This window comes from Granulicella paludicola, assembly GCF_025685545.1.
Classification (GTDB): domain Bacteria; phylum Acidobacteriota; class Terriglobia; order Terriglobales; family Acidobacteriaceae; genus Granulicella; species Granulicella paludicola.
In genome coordinates this window covers 517,936-534,354 of the sequence record NZ_JAGSYC010000026.1, presented here as the reverse complement: position 1 = coordinate 534,354, position 16,419 = coordinate 517,936, and the positions used below count along the sequence as shown (strand labels likewise).

Sequence of the window (16,419 nt, the reverse complement as noted above, 5' to 3'; positions counted from 1 at the left end):
AAGAGGGAACGCAGCTTCAATTCTCGCAGTGATTCATCGGATAACGATTCTAAAGATCACGAAATGGGCCACAACTAATCATTGCAGCGCGGTTTGAAGATTGCGTGTGACAGAGAGGCCGAAGGCCTCTAACATAGCGACCTTACAAGCAGCATGAAAGGGAACGACATGAAGAAGATGATGCAGTTTGCAATGGCAGTGGCAGCGCTGGTGGTAGTGACGGCACCGGCAACGATGAAGGCACAGGGCTGGCAGCAGGTTCCGGGACCGCATCCTGCGTATCTGCATGCGTTGAGCGATCTGCGCGCGGCGCGGCACTACCTGAACGACGGCTGGAGCTGGGGCGCGGTGCGGCATGAGGACGATGCCGCTGTGCATGAGATCGATGCTGCGATCAACGAGATCAAGCACGCGGCGATCGACGATGGCAAAGGCCTGAATGATCCGTTCCCGATCGATGAGCACCTGGCGCCTCGCGACCGATTTGGGAAGGCGAATGAGCTTCTGTTCAAGGCCATGCACGATCTGGATCGTGCCGAGGACGTGCCGCAGTCACGCGGTCTGCGCGATCGCGCGATGATGCACATCTCGCAAGCGCACCAGACGGTCGATGCAGCTTGGCGCAGCTCTCACTGGCGGTAGGTTGGAGAGTTTCTAGGGGGCACGGCTTTATGCCGTGCCCCTTTTGTTATTTGGAGGCTCGCGCTTTCAGCTCTCGCTGCGATAGATACAGGGGTTCCATTCGACTTCGCTCAGGGCAGGCTTCTCCACGGCGGCGCAAAAGACGCGGCCCTTCGGCTGCGCTCAGGGTCGAGATGACAGAGAGTTGTGATGAGTCGGGGAAGCAGGTCCTTCGCCTGCGGCTCAGGATGACAATGTTTGGAACCTGGGGAGGGGGTATCTGGCTGGGGACGGGGTGAAATTAAGCTTCTATTCTTCTTACGGTCACGGTTTGTTTGCGTTGCCTGTCGAGAATCGTTCCCAGCAGGAGTTGCTACGGCGAGCTCTTGCGGAGGACAACCGGCTATGCAGACTGTCAGCTCAGCAGCATCCCTCAGGACTTCGACGACGCGTCGGACGCAGATTACGACCAACTGGCAGCAAGCCGATGCCGTTGAGCCGTATGTCACGGGTGTCAGCCTGCACAGTCATACCAGCATCTCCGAGGAGACATTGGGGTTCATCCACGCGATGTTCGTTGCGTTTCCGGCAATGAAGAACCTCTTCGAGCACTATCAGCGCCGATCGGACAGGCATGGGATCAAGCTGGACTTTGAGCGGGCGAACTGGCGTCCACCGCTGCAGCCGCGCATGGCGTACGACCTGGAGTCGAAGCAGATTCAGCGGCTCAATCTGAACTCGCTCGTGTCGATCACGGATCACGATACGGTCGAGGCGCCGATGCTGCTGCGCACGGTGCCCAGTTCGCGACATATTCCGGTGAGTGTGGAGTGGTCCGCGCCGTTTGGGCGAACGACGTTCCACCTGGGCATTCACAATTTGAAGAGCGCGGATGGCATGGCGTGGATGAAGCGGTTTGAGGCGTTCACGGCCCAGGCTCGGCCAACGCTGGCGATCGGGGAAGGACATCCGCCGTGCTCGGAGCAGAGCGACGCGCAGCTGCTGAACATGCTGAAGGAGTTGCACGCGGAGCCGCAGGTACTGGTGGTGATGAACCATCCTCTGTGGGACCTGCACAAGACGGGCCCGGTGCATGTTTCGGAGCTGCGCCGTTTTCTGGAGCTGGCAGGCAGCACGATCCATGCGCTGGAACTGAACGGCCTGCGCCATGCGCGCGAGAACCGCGAGGTGATCCAGCTAACAAAGGAGACCGGGCACCTCGCGATCTCCGGCGGCGACCGCCATGGGCTGGAGCCGAATGCGAACATCAACCTGACAACGGCAGCTAGCTTTACCGAGTTTGTCGAAGAGATCCGCGTCGAGCGCCGCAGCCATGTGCATTTCATGGACCAGTATGCGCAGCGCTGGGAGCAGCGGATCGTGGCCTCGACGCTGAATGCAATTACGGACTTTCCGGACTTCATGCCAGGATGGCAGCGCTGGGATGAGCGCGCATTCCATCCCGACCGCGACGGTCAGATGAAGTCGTTTGCGGAGCTTTGGCCGGATGGCCATCCGCCGAAGCTGCTGCAGGGCTGCATCAACGTGATCCGTACGTGCGGCGTACGTGGGCTGGGCGCGCCGCTGCGGTTGGCGTTTCCCAAGGTGAACGACCTCACGGATCGTCTCAATGCAGGCGTGGAGCTGGTTTAGCCGGGGGCTGAGGGGCCGAAGCGCCTCCGTCATAGAAGCGCCTCCGTCATAAAAGAGTGTGTCTGAAAGTTGGGTGGGCGTAACCCTCGTGGTGGCCTGTGGGCGTCAGACGACAGAACGCGGCCTACAGAATGCGGAGAGTCTTCGGCGAAGACGCACTGCATTGCTACAATCGGCGTGGGGCCCTGCCACCGGGAAGCGTACGGCGGCGCAGTTGCAGCAACCCTGTCCAACGACACCGGAGCGACACATTGCAAGACCTATCGATTGAGGTTCGACGCAGCCTCGCGGCAATTCTTTTTACAGCGTGCCTCAGCCTTCTACCAGGCTTGAGTTCTGGCAGCTTGGCCTGTGCGCAGTCGTTGACGACGGCGAGCCGTGCGGGTGATCTGCAGGCAGGTGGCGGCTTCAGCGTGGCGGAGTCCGACTATAACGGCTTTCGGCTGAAGGGCGCGACTCTTTACAGCAGCTTCGATTTCACGAAGCACTTTGGCGTGGAGGTGGACTTCCACGAGATGACCCATGGGCAGGACAAGTTTTACGAGCGCACCTATGAGGCGGGCGGGCGGTACATCCCGAAGCATTATGGTCTGTTTACGCCGTATGCGAAGGGCATGTATGGCCGTGGGGTCCTGAACTACAACTCGGGCTATCGATACTCGGATGGCACGATTTTTTACAACAACATTGCGTACAACATCCTTACCGGCGGCGCGGGCGGCGAGTATGAGATCAAGCCGTGGCTGAAGGCGCGCGTGGACTTCGAATACCAGTACTGGCTCTCGGGGCTGGGGATTCCTCACGGACTTACGCCGATGGTGGGGACGGTGGGCGTGGCGTACCGATTCGGCAGCGGGCGACCCAAAGGGCTGCAATGGGGCTTTCCGAAGCAGGCGCCGGTGAAGGCGGCTCCGCCATCGCGGCAACCCCTGCCACAGGCAGCCGAGCCTCCTCAGTAAAGCTGCCCCGAAAGGGGTAGAGACGCCTGGAAATTTTGCCTGTGTACTGTCTCTAGCAACTAATAAATAAACCGGTATTGGGTCGCCCTCTTCGAGGGCGGCCACTTTTTTGCCCGCACCGTCTTCGCGGGCAGACTGCACTCAATGGCTACAGTTTGCGCAGCGGCTATGCTTAGAAGCTGTGACCGTTCAACAGGCCATCTCCGCAGCTTCGCCGCCGATCGCTCGTCGTGATGCAGAGACACTGCTGTTGCATCTGCTGCAGCAGGGGCGCGCATGGCTGTTTACGCATGCGGATGAGGAGCTCGGGGAGGAGCTGCGGGTAGAGTTCTTTGAGCTGGTGGCGCGTCGGGCGGCACGTGAACCGTTGCAGTATCTGACGGGCACGCAGGAGTTCTATGGGCTCGAGCTGAAAGTGACGCCAGCGACGCTGATTCCGCGTCCGGAGACCGAGCTGCTGGTGGAGGCCGTGCTGGCGTGGGCCGCACAACAGGCCCCGCCGGTGGCGGTGATCGACGTAGGCACGGGGACAGGGGCCATTGCGCTGGCAATCGCCACGCATCTACCTCAGGCGCAGGTGGTGGCGTGTGATTTTTCTGCTGCGGCGCTGGCCGTGGCGCAACAGAACGCGACGCGGCTGGGGTTGAGCGGTCGGGTGCAATTTGCGGAGTCGGACCTGCTGGCAGCCTATGGTAGCGTTCGCTTCGACGTGGTGGTGTCGAACCCGCCGTATATTCCCGCAGGAGATGCCGCCGAGATGCAGCCGGAGGTGCGCGATTTCGAGCCGCACACGGCGCTATTCGCCGGGAGTGATGGCTTGGAGGTGTATCGGCGGCTCATCCCGCAGGCGAAGGCGGCGTTGCGGCTGGGGGGACTGCTGGCGATGGAGTTCGGATATGGTCAGCGGGAGGCGCTTGCGGAGCTGCTGACGGGGTGGGAGGAAGTGCGGTTTCTGGACGACTATGCGGGGATTCCGCGGGTAGTGCTGGCAACCTCAGGGTGACAAGGTCTGAGCCGGGTGTAGAGCATCTGTGCCTGAAGCCGGCTTGAAGCCTTGGCGACCGACTCAAGAGCAGCGCTGTTCAGAAGCTAGACCGACCCCTGCCTCATGGCATCAACGGGACATCGGTCGGCGGCAGGTTGCTTACATGCAGCATCCAGGCGCTCAGCAGGGCCAGGCCGAGGGCCAGGGCAGACTCGCATAGGCCGGCGGCCGTGTTGCTGTTGAGTTTGCGAGAGAGCCAGAGGCGAACGCGGAGTCCACCGAAGGCGCCGATCAGCACGCCGACCCAGGCGAAGAGGACGCCACCGATGATGGGCTCGGCCATGCTCTGCGCGGCGAGCGCGCCAGCCAGTCCGCCAAAGGCCAGCCGCGCCAGGAGCTGCGGCGGATCGGTGCGGTTGCCAATGTTGGATCGGGTATCGCCGAAGTACTCGCCAACGGCGCAGAGGGTGAAGATGATCACCGAGATGAGGTTGCCTGTCCAGAAAGCCCAGCCAGGCTCAGGAAACAGGCGAAGCCAGCTGAACCAGCACAACACCGCCACGGGGGTCATGGTGCGCATTCCGTTCGAGATACCGAGAAGTAGATACCACGCCATTGCTTCGAACCTCAGATCGTGGACCGCGGCTAATTCGGCGGCCCGTTTTCTTGATCGTACTCGTCCTGGCCGGCTTGTTTTCCACCCAGTTTGACAGGGGTGACGGCGGGTTTAGCGTTGCCAGCCTGCGAAGCGGCGTTGGGCGCGAGTGCGACGGGTGCAACGGCGGGCTTGACGTTGCCGTTGGGGTCGGCCGTGATGCCGGTGGAGACAGGAGCGACGGGCGGAGGCGCGTCGGCAACGGAGTCGTCGACCGGCACAATGCTGGTGGTGTCCTTGATCTGCACCGGAGCGACGGGGCGATGGTGCCGCGGTTCCGCGGCGGCGGCGTTGCCTGTGGCGGCTACCGGCGCGATGGGCGCATGCGAGGTCGGTGCAGCCTCGTCGGAGGAAACCGCAGTGGTCGTGCTGGGGATGGAGACGGTCGTCATCGGTGGTGGCAGCACCAGCGAGGCCGGTTCTTCCTCTTTCTCCTTGACCTGCGCATTGCCAAGGTTCACAGCCGTCACCGGGCGATGATGACGCGGCTTTTCGGGGACAGCGTCCGGTACAGTAGCGGAGTCAGCCGTGACGGGGGCTTCAGGCGCGGGCGTCGGGGGCGGTCCGGGGTTGACGACGAAGGCGGGAACGCTGTCGTCGCTGCCGAAACGCCAGGCCGAGAGGTACGCCAGTTGCAGGATCTTCGTCATCTTGGCGTAGTCGATCTTCTCAGCGGTGTCAGTGATGTGGTGGTAGTCGGGATGGAAGCCGGTAAACCACCACATGGCCGGGATGTTGTGTAGCAGGAAAGGGAACTGGTCCGAACGGAAGAGGACGTTGAGGGCGTTCTCATGATCGAAGCGGTCGTCGATGACAAGTCCGACGCTCTTGTCCTCATCGGTGACGATGCGGGCGTAGTCGGGGGAGTACTCGGCACCGACGAGGTTGAGACGGTTGGAGGTGTCGGCGGGAATCTTGATGAGACCGTCGGTCTGGGGGCTGGCCTTCTCATCGCGGCCGATCATATCGAAGTTGATCTGGGCGCGGGTGAGTTGAAGAGGGCGCAGCGGATGAGCCGCCATCCAATACGCGCCGAGCAGGCCGCGCTCTTCTCCGGCAAAGACGACGAAGAGGATGGAGCGTTTGGGCTTCACTCCGTTGGCGGCAAAGGCGCGTGCAAGGGCGATGACGCCAGCGGTGCCGGAGGCGTTATCGTCGGCACCATGCCAGATCGCCTTGCAGTCGGCGCCGGCGGTGGTGGTCTGCCCGAGCTGGTCGACTCCGCCTGTACCAGCGGGGCAGTCGGAGATGCCGTCGTGGTCATGGTGCGCGCTGATGATGATCGTCTCGGGCCGCAGACGGGGATCGCTGCCGCGCAGCAGGCCGACGACGTTGCTGATGCGGCCTTCGTTCGCGGAAAGGTTACGCAGATGCAGGGTGAGGGTGGTGTCCGGCAGGGTGCGGCTCTGCGGAGTGAGGGTCGCCTCGATCTTTGTCTGGAGATCACTGCCGAGCATATCGCTGGTGGCGAGCAGGGCCTTGGCGACGTCGTCGTTGACGGTGATGGAGGGGATCGTCACTTCGTCGTCCGCGATGGCCTGGACGGGTAGCGGATTGCTGCGCGTGATGCTGCCGCCGATGCGGGCGGCGCGCTCTGCATTGGTGGGATGCTTGCGGTTCGGCTCGGCGACGATGATGACGCCGACGGCGCCATGCTGCTGCGCGTTGAGCACCTTCACGCGGGTGGTGGCGTAGCGCGTATTCCCGGTGCCGTAGAAGACGGACTGCGGGTTGTCTTCCTGCGGTTCGTGGTCGAAGATAAGCACGATCTTGCCGGTGGCATCGAGGCCTGCGTAGTCGTCGTACTTGAGTTCGGGCGCAGTGATGCCAAAGCCAGCGAAGACGACCGGCGCGGTGAGGTCGATGGGCTCTTTGTAGGCTCCGAAAGCTTCAGGCGCATGCCAGACCTCGGTAGGCTTGCCCTTGCGCAGCAGGGTGATGGCAGTGTTGGCGCGGTCTGGCCGGTACTCGATGATCTTGAAGCTCTGCTCATAGCCCGGCATGCCGCTGGCCTTCACGGCGATGGGGTCAAGATTGGCTTTGGCGAACTGGCCGACGATCCACTGCACGGCGAGATCGTCCCCCGGCTGCATGCTCATACGACCCTGGAGGTGGTCGGAGGCGAGGAAAGAGACATCATGGCGCAGGTCGTCCTGCACGAGGGTCGTAAATCCCTTCCGCTCGTCGTCAGGAACGTTCGGCGACTGGGCGAAGATCCGCGCGCTGATGCACGAGGTTACCAGCAGAAGTGGGACGGACAGATAGCGGCGCATGGTGCCATGCTAATCGCTCCTGTGGATTTGCCGCGCGTTACTTTAGTCCCAAATTCGATATTTCTACGAGTGTCATTTCGGTGGCTTCCATAAAAAGAGGGACCTTTCGGCCCCTCTTTCATTTGCTTCGGATCAAGCTAATGGGTGGCCACCATCGTTTCAGCCAGCTTATGTAGGCCGTCGCCGTTGGCGGGGCGGGTGTAAAACATGTGGCCGCCGGGGAATTCGTGGACGGAGACGCGGCCTGGATCGCCGAGGAGGGGCATCTGGTCTACCGTCAGTACCGAGCCCATGAACGGGCAGGAGAGATCGTTCCAACCATGCACGATCAGCACCCGCAGCTTGGGGTCCGACGCCACGGCCTGGCGCAGCTCGTGCACCGAGCCGTCACGCAGGTTGGTCGAGCGATCCCACTGCTGGTTCACGGTCATCGACAGAGCATAGTAGCGGTCGTCGGTCTTCCAGCCGACGGTGTGGGTAATGAAGTCGACCATCGCGGTCGTCGTCGGAGCGATGATGCTGTCGAGCAGGGGATCGTTCGCCTCCTGGTAGGGTGAGTAAGGGAACGGATCGAGCGCCGTCACGTTCGAGTCATACACGGAGCCGAGTAGCCCCTGCGAACGATGCACCTCGCGCAGGTAGGAACCCGTATCCAGCCGTCCACCTGCATACTTCACATAGACGGGATCAAGCCCGGTCATCTGCGTGACCTTGTCGATCATGGCCTGGCGAGCGGCGGGGTCGCTGTTGCCCTTGATGAGAGCGCTGGCGTAGTCGCCCTTGGTGTAGGCAATCACCTGCTGCATGGCGTCGTCGGTGAGCTTGTGTTCGGCTTCGAGGTGCGCGGCGGTGATGGAGGGCAGCGTGGTCATCCACGGGATGGGCGAGAGGTTGCTGTCGCCGAACTCGGGGTTGAGGTAGGGGCTGACAAGCACGAGGCCGTTGAGTGCGACGCCGAGCTGCGATTCGAGCTCATAGGTCACACGCGGGCCACGGTAGCCACCGTAGCTCTCTCCGATGAGGTACTTCTTGTCGAGCAGGCGATCGTTCTTGACGAGCCACTTGTAGATGACCAGCGAGAGGTACTGGATGTCCGTGTTCGGGGTGTAGAAGGTCTTTTTGGTGGTAGCTTCATCGACGAGCGATTTGGAGAAGCCTGTGCCGATGGGGTCAATGAATACCAGGTCAGTGAAGTCGAGCCACGTGCCGGGATTGTCGGTCAGTGTGGCGGCGTCGGAGGGCGAATCGCCCGCGTTGCCAAACTTCACATGCTTCGGTCCGATGGCTCCGAGGTTCAGATAGACGGACGAGGCTCCAGGGCCACCGTTGAGGGCGAAGGTAACGGGACGGTCCTTCGCTCCGTCGAGAGTGTAGGCGGTGTAGACGACCTGGCCGGTGGGCTTGTCTTCTGCGTTCTTCAGTGTGATGGTGCCGACGGTGGCGGTGTAGTGCAGCGTCTTGCCGTTGACGGTGATGGTCTGCGTGACAGACTTGTCTGCGGGCAGCATCTCGGGCTTGGTCTCAGGCTTGGTCTCAGGCTTGGCATCCGCCTTCGCGGCATCGGGCTTGGGCGCGGCATCGGGTTTCTGCGCGAACGCAGGAAGGGCGAAGAGGAGGAGAGCTGGAGCGAGGCGGCGCAGATTCATAGCCATACTGTATCGCCTTCGCCCCAGCTTTCGTCTATTCGTCATTCAGCTATTCAGCGGGGCAGCTTACTTCAACGACCACTCCGCCGGGAGGCGTGTAGTAGAAGCCAAAGGTCTTCGGGCCACCGCGGTGGATGACGGCGGGTTCAGGTGCTGCGAATCCAGCCTGCACCATGCGCTGGTGGCGACGCACCACGGAGCCTTCGTTCTGCTCTAGAAATCCGATGTGGAACATGCGAGGGTAGGTGTCGGGCGTGACGGTCTTGTCGTACATCAGCGTCAGGACGGCACCGTCTTCCCCGTGCATAACAACCAGCTTGTCCTCGCCGATACGATCGGTAGTTTCGAAGCCGAAACAGGCTTCGAAAAAGCGGCAGACCTCTGTGACGTTTGAAACGGAAAGGTTGCAGTGATTGAGTTTTGTCATTGGTAGCGATCTCCTTCGGTTTCAGAAGCAGTCGCATGGGTGGGACGGGACCGAACTCTGTCAAAAACCCATGCGACGGTTTGGCAGTGCATACATGCACTACCGCCATCGCCGTGGGTCACTCCCGTATGCGGGTGAGACAGACCTGCAGAAGAGCTTCTGCAGGAGGCCGTGTTTACCATTCCGGCCATACTTTTTTCGGCTATTTATGTGATTGTCGCGATCCTTCAGCGGATGCAGAAAAACTATCGCGCGCTTGTCTCGAAGGAGGCTGACTCGACTGCGTCTGGAGCTTCCCAGCGCTGCTCCATCATGTCGAACATCTCGCGAGTCACTTCAAAGGAGTGGGTCGCACTTTCGCCGCGGTTGCGGTCCTGCACGCGCTTCCATCGTTCGTCCGCAGGCAGGTCGAGCACTTCCAGTTCTACTGAAACCGCCGCTGCCTTTGCGCGCGCAAGCCATGCCTGCCGATGCTCCCGCTGCGTGAACCCGAGGTCCAGCACCGCAGAGACGCCTGTCGCTGCGAGTTGTGCGGCCACCGCTGCAATCTGCGCCTCGCATCGGGCGATCCGGTCCAAAGCCCAAGGCAGGTCGTTCTTCTGCGGACAGTCTATCCAGAAGAGATTGTTCATCCACTCGTCGATGGAGAACACGACTCCGCCGAAGCGTGCCGCGATAGCTCGCGCAGCGGTGGTCTTGCCTGCGCCGGTGGGCCCAGCAACCAGAATCCAGCAGACACTTGTTATCGGCATCTTCGAACTCCTCGCATCAACAGTTCAGCGCAACAAAAGTTCAGCGCAACAAACATTTTAGGACGTCGCGGGTCCTTTCAAGGTTTGTTGCGCTGGCTGATTCTTACGGTAAAGACTTCGCTGACGTTGTTACGGCTGCACCGTAAGTGTCACGGTAGCGGAGTGCGAGACCGTGCCGCTGGTCGCGGTGACAACCACGCCATAGTTGATCGGGGACTGCGTGGGAGCTTTGTTGTTGCCGGAGCAGCCGCTGAGAGCGGTGGAGGCTCCCAGAACACCGACTGCGAAGAAGGCGATGGAGAGCGAGCGCATGACCCCGCCGCGGAGACGGCGGCGGAAGCAGAGCGGCAGAACCAGGAAGGAGGCGAAGATCGCTCCCGGCGCGAGGCCGAAGGGTGACAGTGGAGCGTTCTTCCGCGAGAGCAGCGTGGAGTTCAGCACGGTGAGGGTGATGGTCTGCGCTCCGCCTGTAGCTGTGACCGACGTCGGCGAGATCGTATAGGTGGCGTTGGGTGGGACTACGGCGGCAAAGGTCACCGTGGCCGGGAAGCTGGGCTGTGTGAGGCCGAGCGCGAAGGTGAAGGTCGCGCTGTTGCTGCCAGAGTTGACCGTCTGCGTGGTTGTGCCTGTGGCCGTGAAGCTGAAGTCAGTAGCTGCGGTGACGGTGAGGCTGCTGGAGTTGGTGCTGGCCGCGGGGTAGGCCGTCGAGGCTGCGCTGGTGGCGACGATCGGATAGCTGCCAAGCGCGAGCGTGGAGGAGGCGAAGGTGGCCGTGCATACGATCGGCGAGGTCGTGCCGGTGCAGGTTGTCGCGCCAACGCCGGTGGAGCTGCCGTTCACGGTGAAGGTGATGCCCGAGGCCACCGGAGCGGCTGCGCCCGTATAGGCGACCTTCGTCGTGAGCGTTGTGCTGGCGGTGCCGAGGATCACCGAGTTGGAACTGGTCGTGAGACTGGCTGAGGCGACGGCAAAGGTAGCGGTATACCTGGCCGAGGTGCTCGGTGCAATCACCATGTCGGTTGTCGAGGTGGTGTTGTCATTCCACTGCGCGAAGACATCAGGCGTGGTGCCGTTGGCCTGGAATGCCGTCGTGGTGAGCGAGCAGGTGCTGCCGGGTGTCCAGACGAGCGTGACCGGCGTGACGTAGGTGCCGGGAACGCAGCCTGTGCCTGCGGTGGTGATGGTGAGGCCCGAGGGGACTGTGGTCAGCGTGGCGCTTCCGGCGGGATAGCTGGGAGCGAAGGAGACGCCCTTGAAGTTGGAGTCCGCGGGGGCGGTGGCGAGAACGGTGAAGCTGGTGCTGGGTTTCGTCGTGGCGGCGAGGACGTCGGTGAAGCCGTAGAGGTAGCGCTGGTCGAGGTCGCCGACGGTGTAGTTGGTGGCGTAGAGGTAGACGTTGGAGCCGGAGACGGTGCCCGTCAGCGCATACAGGCCGGTGGTACCTGCGGTCGCCGTGTTGGCTACGAGGTTCAGACCGGCGGCGATGGTGTACTCAAAGACCCAGGTGCCCGAGCCGTCCGCCTTGGAGTTGACCCACTTCTGCAAGCCGCCGTCGCCAAGCGAGCTGGTGGCAGCGGTCTGCTTGCCGAGGCCGGTGTCGGCTACGTAGAGCACGGAGGGGCTGGCGAAGTAGAAGCCGGAGGGGCTGAGATTCACCTGAAGCCCTGTGCTGTTGATGCCGTTCGTCTCGGGCGCGGTGAGAGTGATCTTGCTGGTGCTGGTGATGGATCCGCCAGAGCTGCTGGTCTCAGTCAGCTGCGTGGGACCGGCGTTGTTGGCGTAAAGGCTGGTGGCCGGGGGCGTGCCGAGTGTGCCGACGTAGGAGCGCGCTGCCCCGGAGCCTTCCTTGCTATCCACCGAGACGTAGAGCGTGCCGTTGTAGACCTGCACGTTGCGGGTGTCCTGTGTTGCGGTGTTAGTGCTGGTATCGAGGCCGGTGATGGATACGGGCGCGTTGTTCACGGCGCCGAGCGGGGTGTAGAAGACGCCGCCTGTTTTATCCGGGCTGTTGCCCTGGCCGGAGATCCAGGCATTCACACCGTCGAGCGTGTAAACGCTGCGCGGATTGTTGTTGTTGAACACGTTGAAGACGGCGGTGGAGGAGTTGACGTTGCCGGCAGGATCGATCATCACCACGGTTCGCGGGATCGGCGTGTAGGTGCTCTGCGTGGTGAGCGAGCCGGACTGTGCGAGCGCGAGTGACGGAGCTGCGCCGTAGGTTGTCGGGTTCGCGTTGAACGTGGCTGCGTTGATGCCGTAGGCCCCGAAGACCAGGTACTGGCCCGCGCCGGAGAGTGAGAGCGAACCTTCGGATGAGGAGCCGTATTCTCCCGAGATCGGCAGGTTCGCACCGGAGGCCGTCTGCGGCAACACGAACGAGTTCACAAACTGTACGGATGTGGTGCCGTTGGGCGTGTATTGGAACAGCGTGACTGGCGCGCCCTGGTTGTCGCCGTAGCCGCCGACAGAGCTGTTGCCTGCGCCCGTCCCTGTGCCATTGGGAGTAGAGGTGCAGGTGCCGCCGTTAACGCCGCAGCCTTCGACTACCACTACGAGGTTTCCTGGCGTGAATTTCGGCGCCCCGTCGTTGGTGCCGGACTGCGCCTGCGCATGTGGGCACAGCACGGAGGTTGCAAACAGGAGGCCCGCGAGGGTCAGGGCAGCAGCAGATAGGGCAGATTTACGCGAAAACGCCAACGGCATCGGGGAGTCCTATGTTTGGTGCAAGTAAGTTGAGAAGCGACTTTGAAGATAGTGACTGGATATGACGGTACTGTGAATTTTTTCTGAGACGGCTCGCGAGCGCACAATAGTGATCGAGATCGTTATGGGAGAGGGGACGACGATGCGAGATGAGGAGATACGAGCAGCACTCGATGCACATTGGCAGGCCTCCGCCGCAGGGGATGCAGAGGCAGAACATGACATCTACGCAGACGATGCCATCTGCGACTACCCGCAATCGGGCGAGCGCATTCTGGGGCGAAGAAACCTGCAGGCCTTGCGCAGCCATCATCCCGGTAAGCCGTCTGGCTTCAAGGTCAGACGGATTGTTGGGGGAGGCGATCTCTGGATTACGGAGTATGTCATCGACTATCAGGGAAGGCCGGCATACACCGTGAGCATGATGGAATTCAACAATGACAAAGTCGTGCACGAGACTCAGTACTTCGCCGATCCCTTCGAAGCGCCCGCGTGGCGGAGCCAGTGGGTTCAGAAGATTCCGTAGAGATAGAAGTCACTCGCTCGTGAAGAGAGTCGCTAAAAACCAAGTGCCCCGTGTTCGAGAACTCTCGAACACGGGGCACTTGGTTTTGCTGAAGCTACTCGCGCAGAAAAGCTATCCGCGTAGGTAGCCGTAGAGCGGGAACTGCTCGGCCAGCTCGCCAACCTGGCCGCGAATCTGTGCGAGCTTCGCTTCGTCGTTGCGGTGTTCGAGAGCTTCGGCGATCCACCTGGCGATGGTGCGCATCTCGGATTCCTTCATGCCGCGCGTCGTCAGCGCGGGGGAGCCGATGCGGATACCGGAAGGCTTCATCGGCGGATTTTTGTCATAGGGGATGGCGTTTTTGTTGACCGTGATGCCCGCGGCTCCGAGAGCCGCTTCAGCCTCACTGCCGTAGATACCCTTAGCAAAGACATCGACCAGAATCAGGTGCGTGTCCGTACCGCCCGAGATCACGCGATAGCCTTCGGCCTGCATCGCGTCGCCGAGCACCTTCGCGTTGGCGATGGTCTGCGCGGCGTAGGTCTTGAACTCGGGCTGCAGGGCTTCGTTGAAGGCGACGGCCTTGGCCGCGATGATGTGGACGAGTGGGCCGCCCTGCTGGCCGGGGAAGACGCTGCGGTCGATGCTGGCTGCGTACTCCTGCTTGCACAGGATCAGACCCGAGCGCGGTCCACGCAACGTTTTGTGCGTCGTCGTAGTGACCACGTCCGCGTATGGAACCGGCGAGGGATGCGCGCCACCGGCGACGAGGCCAGCGAAGTGCGCCATATCGATGAACAGCTTCGCGCCGACCTTGTCCGCGATCTGCCGCATGCGCGCGAAGTCGAACTGCCTCGGGTACGCTGAACCGCCGCCAATGATCATCTTCGGCTTCACTTCGACCGCCTGCTCCTCGAGCTGGTCGTAGTCGATGACTTCGGTATCCTCGCGGACCTTGTAGCCGGCGATCTTGTAGAGCTTGCCGGAGAAGTTCAGCTTGTGACCGTGTGTGAGATGTCCGCCGTTGGCGAGATCGAGGCCGAGGACGGTATCGCCTGGCTCCACCATCGTCATATAGGCCGCCGCATTGGCCTGTGAGCCCGCGTGGGGCTGCACGTTCGCGTGCTCCGCGCCGAAGAGCTCCTTGGCGCGATCGCGTGCCAGGTTTTCGACCACATCGGCGTACTCGCAGCCGCCGTAGTAGCGCTTGCCGGGGTAGCCCTCGGCGTACTTGTTCGTGAAGACCGTGCCTGCAGCTTCCAGCACAGCGCGCGATACGAAGTTTTCGCTGGCGATCATCTCCAGCCCTTCATGCTGGCGATGAATCTCGTTCTGAATCTGCTGATAGATGAGCGGGTCGGAGGCGGCGAGCGTGGCGTTCAGGTCGATGGACATATCAGCCCTAATTTTACGCTGACTTTCCCTGGCTCCTGCGGCGGATCCAATCCGACAGCGCATACAGTGTTGCGCCCCCCACAATCAAAGCCAATGCCAGCCAGCCGGATAAAAACGCGCACGGAATGGCACCACCGAAGATCAGCAGCGCCAGCAGACTGCGCCTGATCGTAGCCTGCTTCACACCGGCGTGCTCGCCGCTCTGTGCTGCGACGAACAATTCCATCACGATATAGGCCAGCGTGGAAACCAGAAAGATGAACGCATAGAGCGCTACCGTGAAGGGGGCCATGTTCTGCTCCGCCATATACGCCGTGCCAAACGGAAGGAGCGATAGCCCAAATAGAAAACCGAGGTTGCTCCACATCAGGCAGGGCTGCACGTGCTTCACGTCGCGCACGAGCTGGTGATGGTTGATCCAGGCAATGCTCAGGAAAAGGAAGCTTAACGCATAGCTAAGAAACGTAAGCCGCATGGGCCACAAAGCAGCCAGCCCCAACGCATGGGGCGGTCGCAAATCGAGCACCATGATCGTGATCAGAATCGCGATCACGCCATCAGAGAAAGCTGCCAGTCTCTCCGGTCCATTTTGTGCCTCCGGCTCCGCCATGCAGACAGTCTAGCTCCTCACCAAAGCACCTTCTTCCGCCAGCCGCTTGAAGGACTGATACACAAAGGAGCCCATCCACCAGCCGTCCAGATACTTATAGGGGAACTCGCCGGTCGTGTAGTGGCCGCAGGGCAGTACCTTTGAGACGTAATCGATCTTGTGGCTATCAAAGTTCTTCAGAACATCGAGCGAGTACTCTTGGATGAAGGTGAGGTCGTAGGTCGCGTGGATAACCAGTACGCGGCGCGGGTTGGCCGCGAAGGCCTCCATAAACTTCGCGGGGCTAAGTCCGGCAAAGATCGTGCGCACCTCATCCTGCGTCAGGCCGGCGTGCTCGAACGCCGCTTTTACGTGCCGTGTGCTCTGGCCCGTCCAGACCACGTCGCCAAACTCGGTGGACGCGTGGTTGAAGGCGCAGACGCGGATGCGGGGGTCCATCGCTGCAGCGAGAAACGCATAGCAGCTGCCAAGACTCGTACCGAGCACGCCGAACTGCTCGTAGCCCTGCGATTCAAGCCAGTCGATACAGCTGCGGACATCCGCGACGGCTTGGCGACAGGCCGCGAGGGTGCGGCCAACGTTCGAACTCACCGCGTAGTCTGACCGCTCCAGCTCAGCCGGGCGACGCACATCGTGGTACGGCTTCGAGAGCCTCAGGCACGACACGCCAAATTTGTTGAAGATATCGCACAGCGCATTGTGGCTGAACGCATCCGCATTCCACTGCGGCATGATGATCATGGCCTGCTTCGGCTTGCTCTTGTCCTTATGCTCAGCGGTATACCAGCGCGCATTGACCTGATCGTTCTCGGGATACGGTGTACGCACGGCGGAGGTAAAGCGCAGGAAAGGCTCTTTGCGCAACTCGCCTGCTTCAGCTTGGCGCTTCCACTCGCGGTCCTGGGACAGGGTTTCGGGGCGGACATTGGTGGGGTACAGCTCGGGGTGGCGCTGCTCGATGCGGAAGTCTGTCGGTGTGGCGTAGTCGAAGAACGCGTGAGGATCGGACACGATGCGCTGGTTCAACGCTGCCATGGCTGCCAGTGGAGTCGTTTCACCACGCTCCACCCGCGCGGCTGCTTCGGTGCCTCCAAAGTCGGCGAGGTGATCGAAGCCCCACTCCAGTGGGCGCTCGACCCGGTTGCTGTCCCTCGTTGTGAGCGCGTATTCCCACGCGTACATCCACTTGGCGTAAAGCTTCGAAACCATTTCTTCAGTTTACCGTTTCGTCCTTA

The 16,419-nt window shown here is 61.6% G+C and carries 14 protein-coding genes; 5 read left to right on the top strand and 9 right to left on the bottom strand.

Annotated elements, in window-relative coordinates; translation table 11 throughout:
* The first annotated feature begins 168 nt into the window (after positions 1-168).
* The 4 genes from OHL14_RS17810 (at position 169) to prmC (ending at position 4,236) form a co-directional block, all read left to right on the top strand.
* A complete protein-coding gene (locus tag OHL14_RS17810; protein ID WP_263380730.1) occupies positions 169-642 on the top strand; it encodes a hypothetical protein in 474 nt (157 codons plus the stop codon).
* Between the two features lie 384 nt (positions 643-1,026).
* Positions 1,027-2,274 carry a hypothetical protein gene (locus OHL14_RS17805; protein ID WP_263380729.1) on the top strand — a complete coding sequence of 416 codons (1,248 nt, stop codon included), beginning with the start codon at positions 1,027-1,029 and terminating at the stop codon, positions 2,272-2,274.
* 329 nt (positions 2,275-2,603) lie between these two features.
* On the top strand, positions 2,604-3,233 hold the full coding sequence (locus tag OHL14_RS17800) for a porin family protein (protein ID WP_263380728.1): 630 nt from the start codon (positions 2,604-2,606) through the stop codon (positions 3,231-3,233).
* Positions 3,234-3,414: 181 nt separating this feature from the next.
* Positions 3,415-4,236, top strand: a complete 822-nt coding sequence (gene prmC / locus OHL14_RS17795; protein WP_263380727.1) for a peptide chain release factor N(5)-glutamine methyltransferase — start codon at positions 3,415-3,417, stop codon at positions 4,234-4,236.
* A 103-nt stretch (positions 4,237-4,339) separates the two neighbouring features.
* Here prmC and OHL14_RS17790 read toward each other — a convergent pair whose 3' ends face one another.
* The 6 genes from OHL14_RS17790 to OHL14_RS17765 form a co-directional block, all read right to left on the bottom strand.
* Positions 4,340-4,834 (bottom strand): hypothetical protein, encoded by a 495-nt coding sequence (locus OHL14_RS17790; RefSeq protein ID WP_263380726.1) that lies wholly within the window; start codon positions 4,832-4,834, stop codon positions 4,340-4,342.
* A gap of 29 nt (positions 4,835-4,863) precedes the next feature.
* The gene (locus tag OHL14_RS17785) at positions 4,864-7,146 is read right to left on the bottom strand and encodes a M20/M25/M40 family metallo-hydrolase (RefSeq protein ID WP_263380725.1); all 2,283 of its coding nucleotides are present in this window, start codon (positions 7,144-7,146) and stop codon (positions 4,864-4,866) included.
* 137 nt (positions 7,147-7,283) lie between these two features.
* The gene (locus OHL14_RS17780; RefSeq protein WP_263380724.1) at positions 7,284-8,792 is read right to left on the bottom strand and encodes a S10 family peptidase; all 1,509 of its coding nucleotides are present in this window, start codon (positions 8,790-8,792) and stop codon (positions 7,284-7,286) included.
* A 49-nt stretch (positions 8,793-8,841) separates the two neighbouring features.
* The gene (locus tag OHL14_RS17775) at positions 8,842-9,219 is read right to left on the bottom strand and encodes a VOC family protein (protein ID WP_263380723.1); all 378 of its coding nucleotides are present in this window, start codon (positions 9,217-9,219) and stop codon (positions 8,842-8,844) included.
* A 245-nt stretch (positions 9,220-9,464) separates the two neighbouring features.
* Positions 9,465-9,971 (bottom strand): AAA family ATPase, encoded by a 507-nt coding sequence (locus tag OHL14_RS17770; protein WP_263380722.1) that lies wholly within the window; start codon positions 9,969-9,971, stop codon positions 9,465-9,467.
* 129 nt (positions 9,972-10,100) lie between these two features.
* A complete protein-coding gene (locus tag OHL14_RS17765; protein WP_263380721.1) occupies positions 10,101-12,674 on the bottom strand; it encodes a beta strand repeat-containing protein in 2,574 nt (857 codons plus the stop codon).
* A 142-nt stretch (positions 12,675-12,816) separates the two neighbouring features.
* On the opposite strand from OHL14_RS17765, the gene OHL14_RS17760 reads away from it, so the two are divergent.
* Positions 12,817-13,200, top strand: a complete 384-nt coding sequence (locus tag OHL14_RS17760) for a nuclear transport factor 2 family protein (RefSeq protein WP_263380720.1) — start codon at positions 12,817-12,819, stop codon at positions 13,198-13,200.
* Between the two features lie 111 nt (positions 13,201-13,311).
* Here the strand turns inward: OHL14_RS17760 and glyA are convergent, their stop codons facing one another.
* Genes glyA through OHL14_RS17745 form a run of 3 tightly spaced genes read right to left on the bottom strand, consistent with a single transcriptional unit; the run spans position 13,312 to position 16,393 of the window.
* The gene (gene glyA, locus OHL14_RS17755) at positions 13,312-14,574 is read right to left on the bottom strand and encodes a serine hydroxymethyltransferase (RefSeq protein WP_263380719.1); all 1,263 of its coding nucleotides are present in this window, start codon (positions 14,572-14,574) and stop codon (positions 13,312-13,314) included.
* 13 nt (positions 14,575-14,587) lie between these two features.
* On the bottom strand, positions 14,588-15,184 hold the full coding sequence (locus OHL14_RS17750) for a TMEM175 family protein (RefSeq protein WP_263380718.1): 597 nt from the start codon (positions 15,182-15,184) through the stop codon (positions 14,588-14,590).
* A gap of 9 nt (positions 15,185-15,193) precedes the next feature.
* Positions 15,194-16,393 (bottom strand): alpha/beta hydrolase family protein, encoded by a 1,200-nt coding sequence (locus OHL14_RS17745; RefSeq protein WP_263380717.1) that lies wholly within the window; start codon positions 16,391-16,393, stop codon positions 15,194-15,196.
* Positions 16,394-16,419 lie beyond the last annotated feature (26 nt).

What these genes read in the sequence shown, in the direction of transcription:
- OHL14_RS17780 (WP_263380724.1), bottom strand. Translation starts at nt 8,792, where the DNA reads ATGAATCTGCGCCGCCTCGCTCCAGCTCTCCTCCTCTTCGCCCTTCCT.
- OHL14_RS17810 (WP_263380730.1), top strand. Translation starts at nt 169, where the DNA reads ATGAAGAAGATGATGCAGTTTGCAATGGCAGTGGCAGCGCTGGTGGTA.
- OHL14_RS17760 (WP_263380720.1), top strand. Translation starts at nt 12,817, where the DNA reads ATGCGAGATGAGGAGATACGAGCAGCACTCGATGCACATTGGCAGGCC.
- OHL14_RS17785 (WP_263380725.1), bottom strand. Translation starts at nt 7,146, where the DNA reads ATGCGCCGCTATCTGTCCGTCCCACTTCTGCTGGTAACCTCGTGCATC.
- OHL14_RS17765 (WP_263380721.1), bottom strand. Translation starts at nt 12,674, where the DNA reads ATGCCGTTGGCGTTTTCGCGTAAATCTGCCCTATCTGCTGCTGCCCTG.
- OHL14_RS17745 (WP_263380717.1), bottom strand. Translation starts at nt 16,393, where the DNA reads ATGGTTTCGAAGCTTTACGCCAAGTGGATGTACGCGTGGGAATACGCG.
- OHL14_RS17775 (WP_263380723.1), bottom strand. Translation starts at nt 9,219, where the DNA reads ATGACAAAACTCAATCACTGCAACCTTTCCGTTTCAAACGTCACAGAG.
- OHL14_RS17790 (WP_263380726.1), bottom strand. Translation starts at nt 4,834, where the DNA reads ATGGCGTGGTATCTACTTCTCGGTATCTCGAACGGAATGCGCACCATG.
- glyA (WP_263380719.1), bottom strand. Translation starts at nt 14,574, where the DNA reads ATGTCCATCGACCTGAACGCCACGCTCGCCGCCTCCGACCCGCTCATC.
- OHL14_RS17805 (WP_263380729.1), top strand. Translation starts at nt 1,027, where the DNA reads ATGCAGACTGTCAGCTCAGCAGCATCCCTCAGGACTTCGACGACGCGT.
- OHL14_RS17750 (WP_263380718.1), bottom strand. Translation starts at nt 15,184, where the DNA reads ATGGCGGAGCCGGAGGCACAAAATGGACCGGAGAGACTGGCAGCTTTC.
- OHL14_RS17770 (WP_263380722.1), bottom strand. Translation starts at nt 9,971, where the DNA reads ATGCCGATAACAAGTGTCTGCTGGATTCTGGTTGCTGGGCCCACCGGC.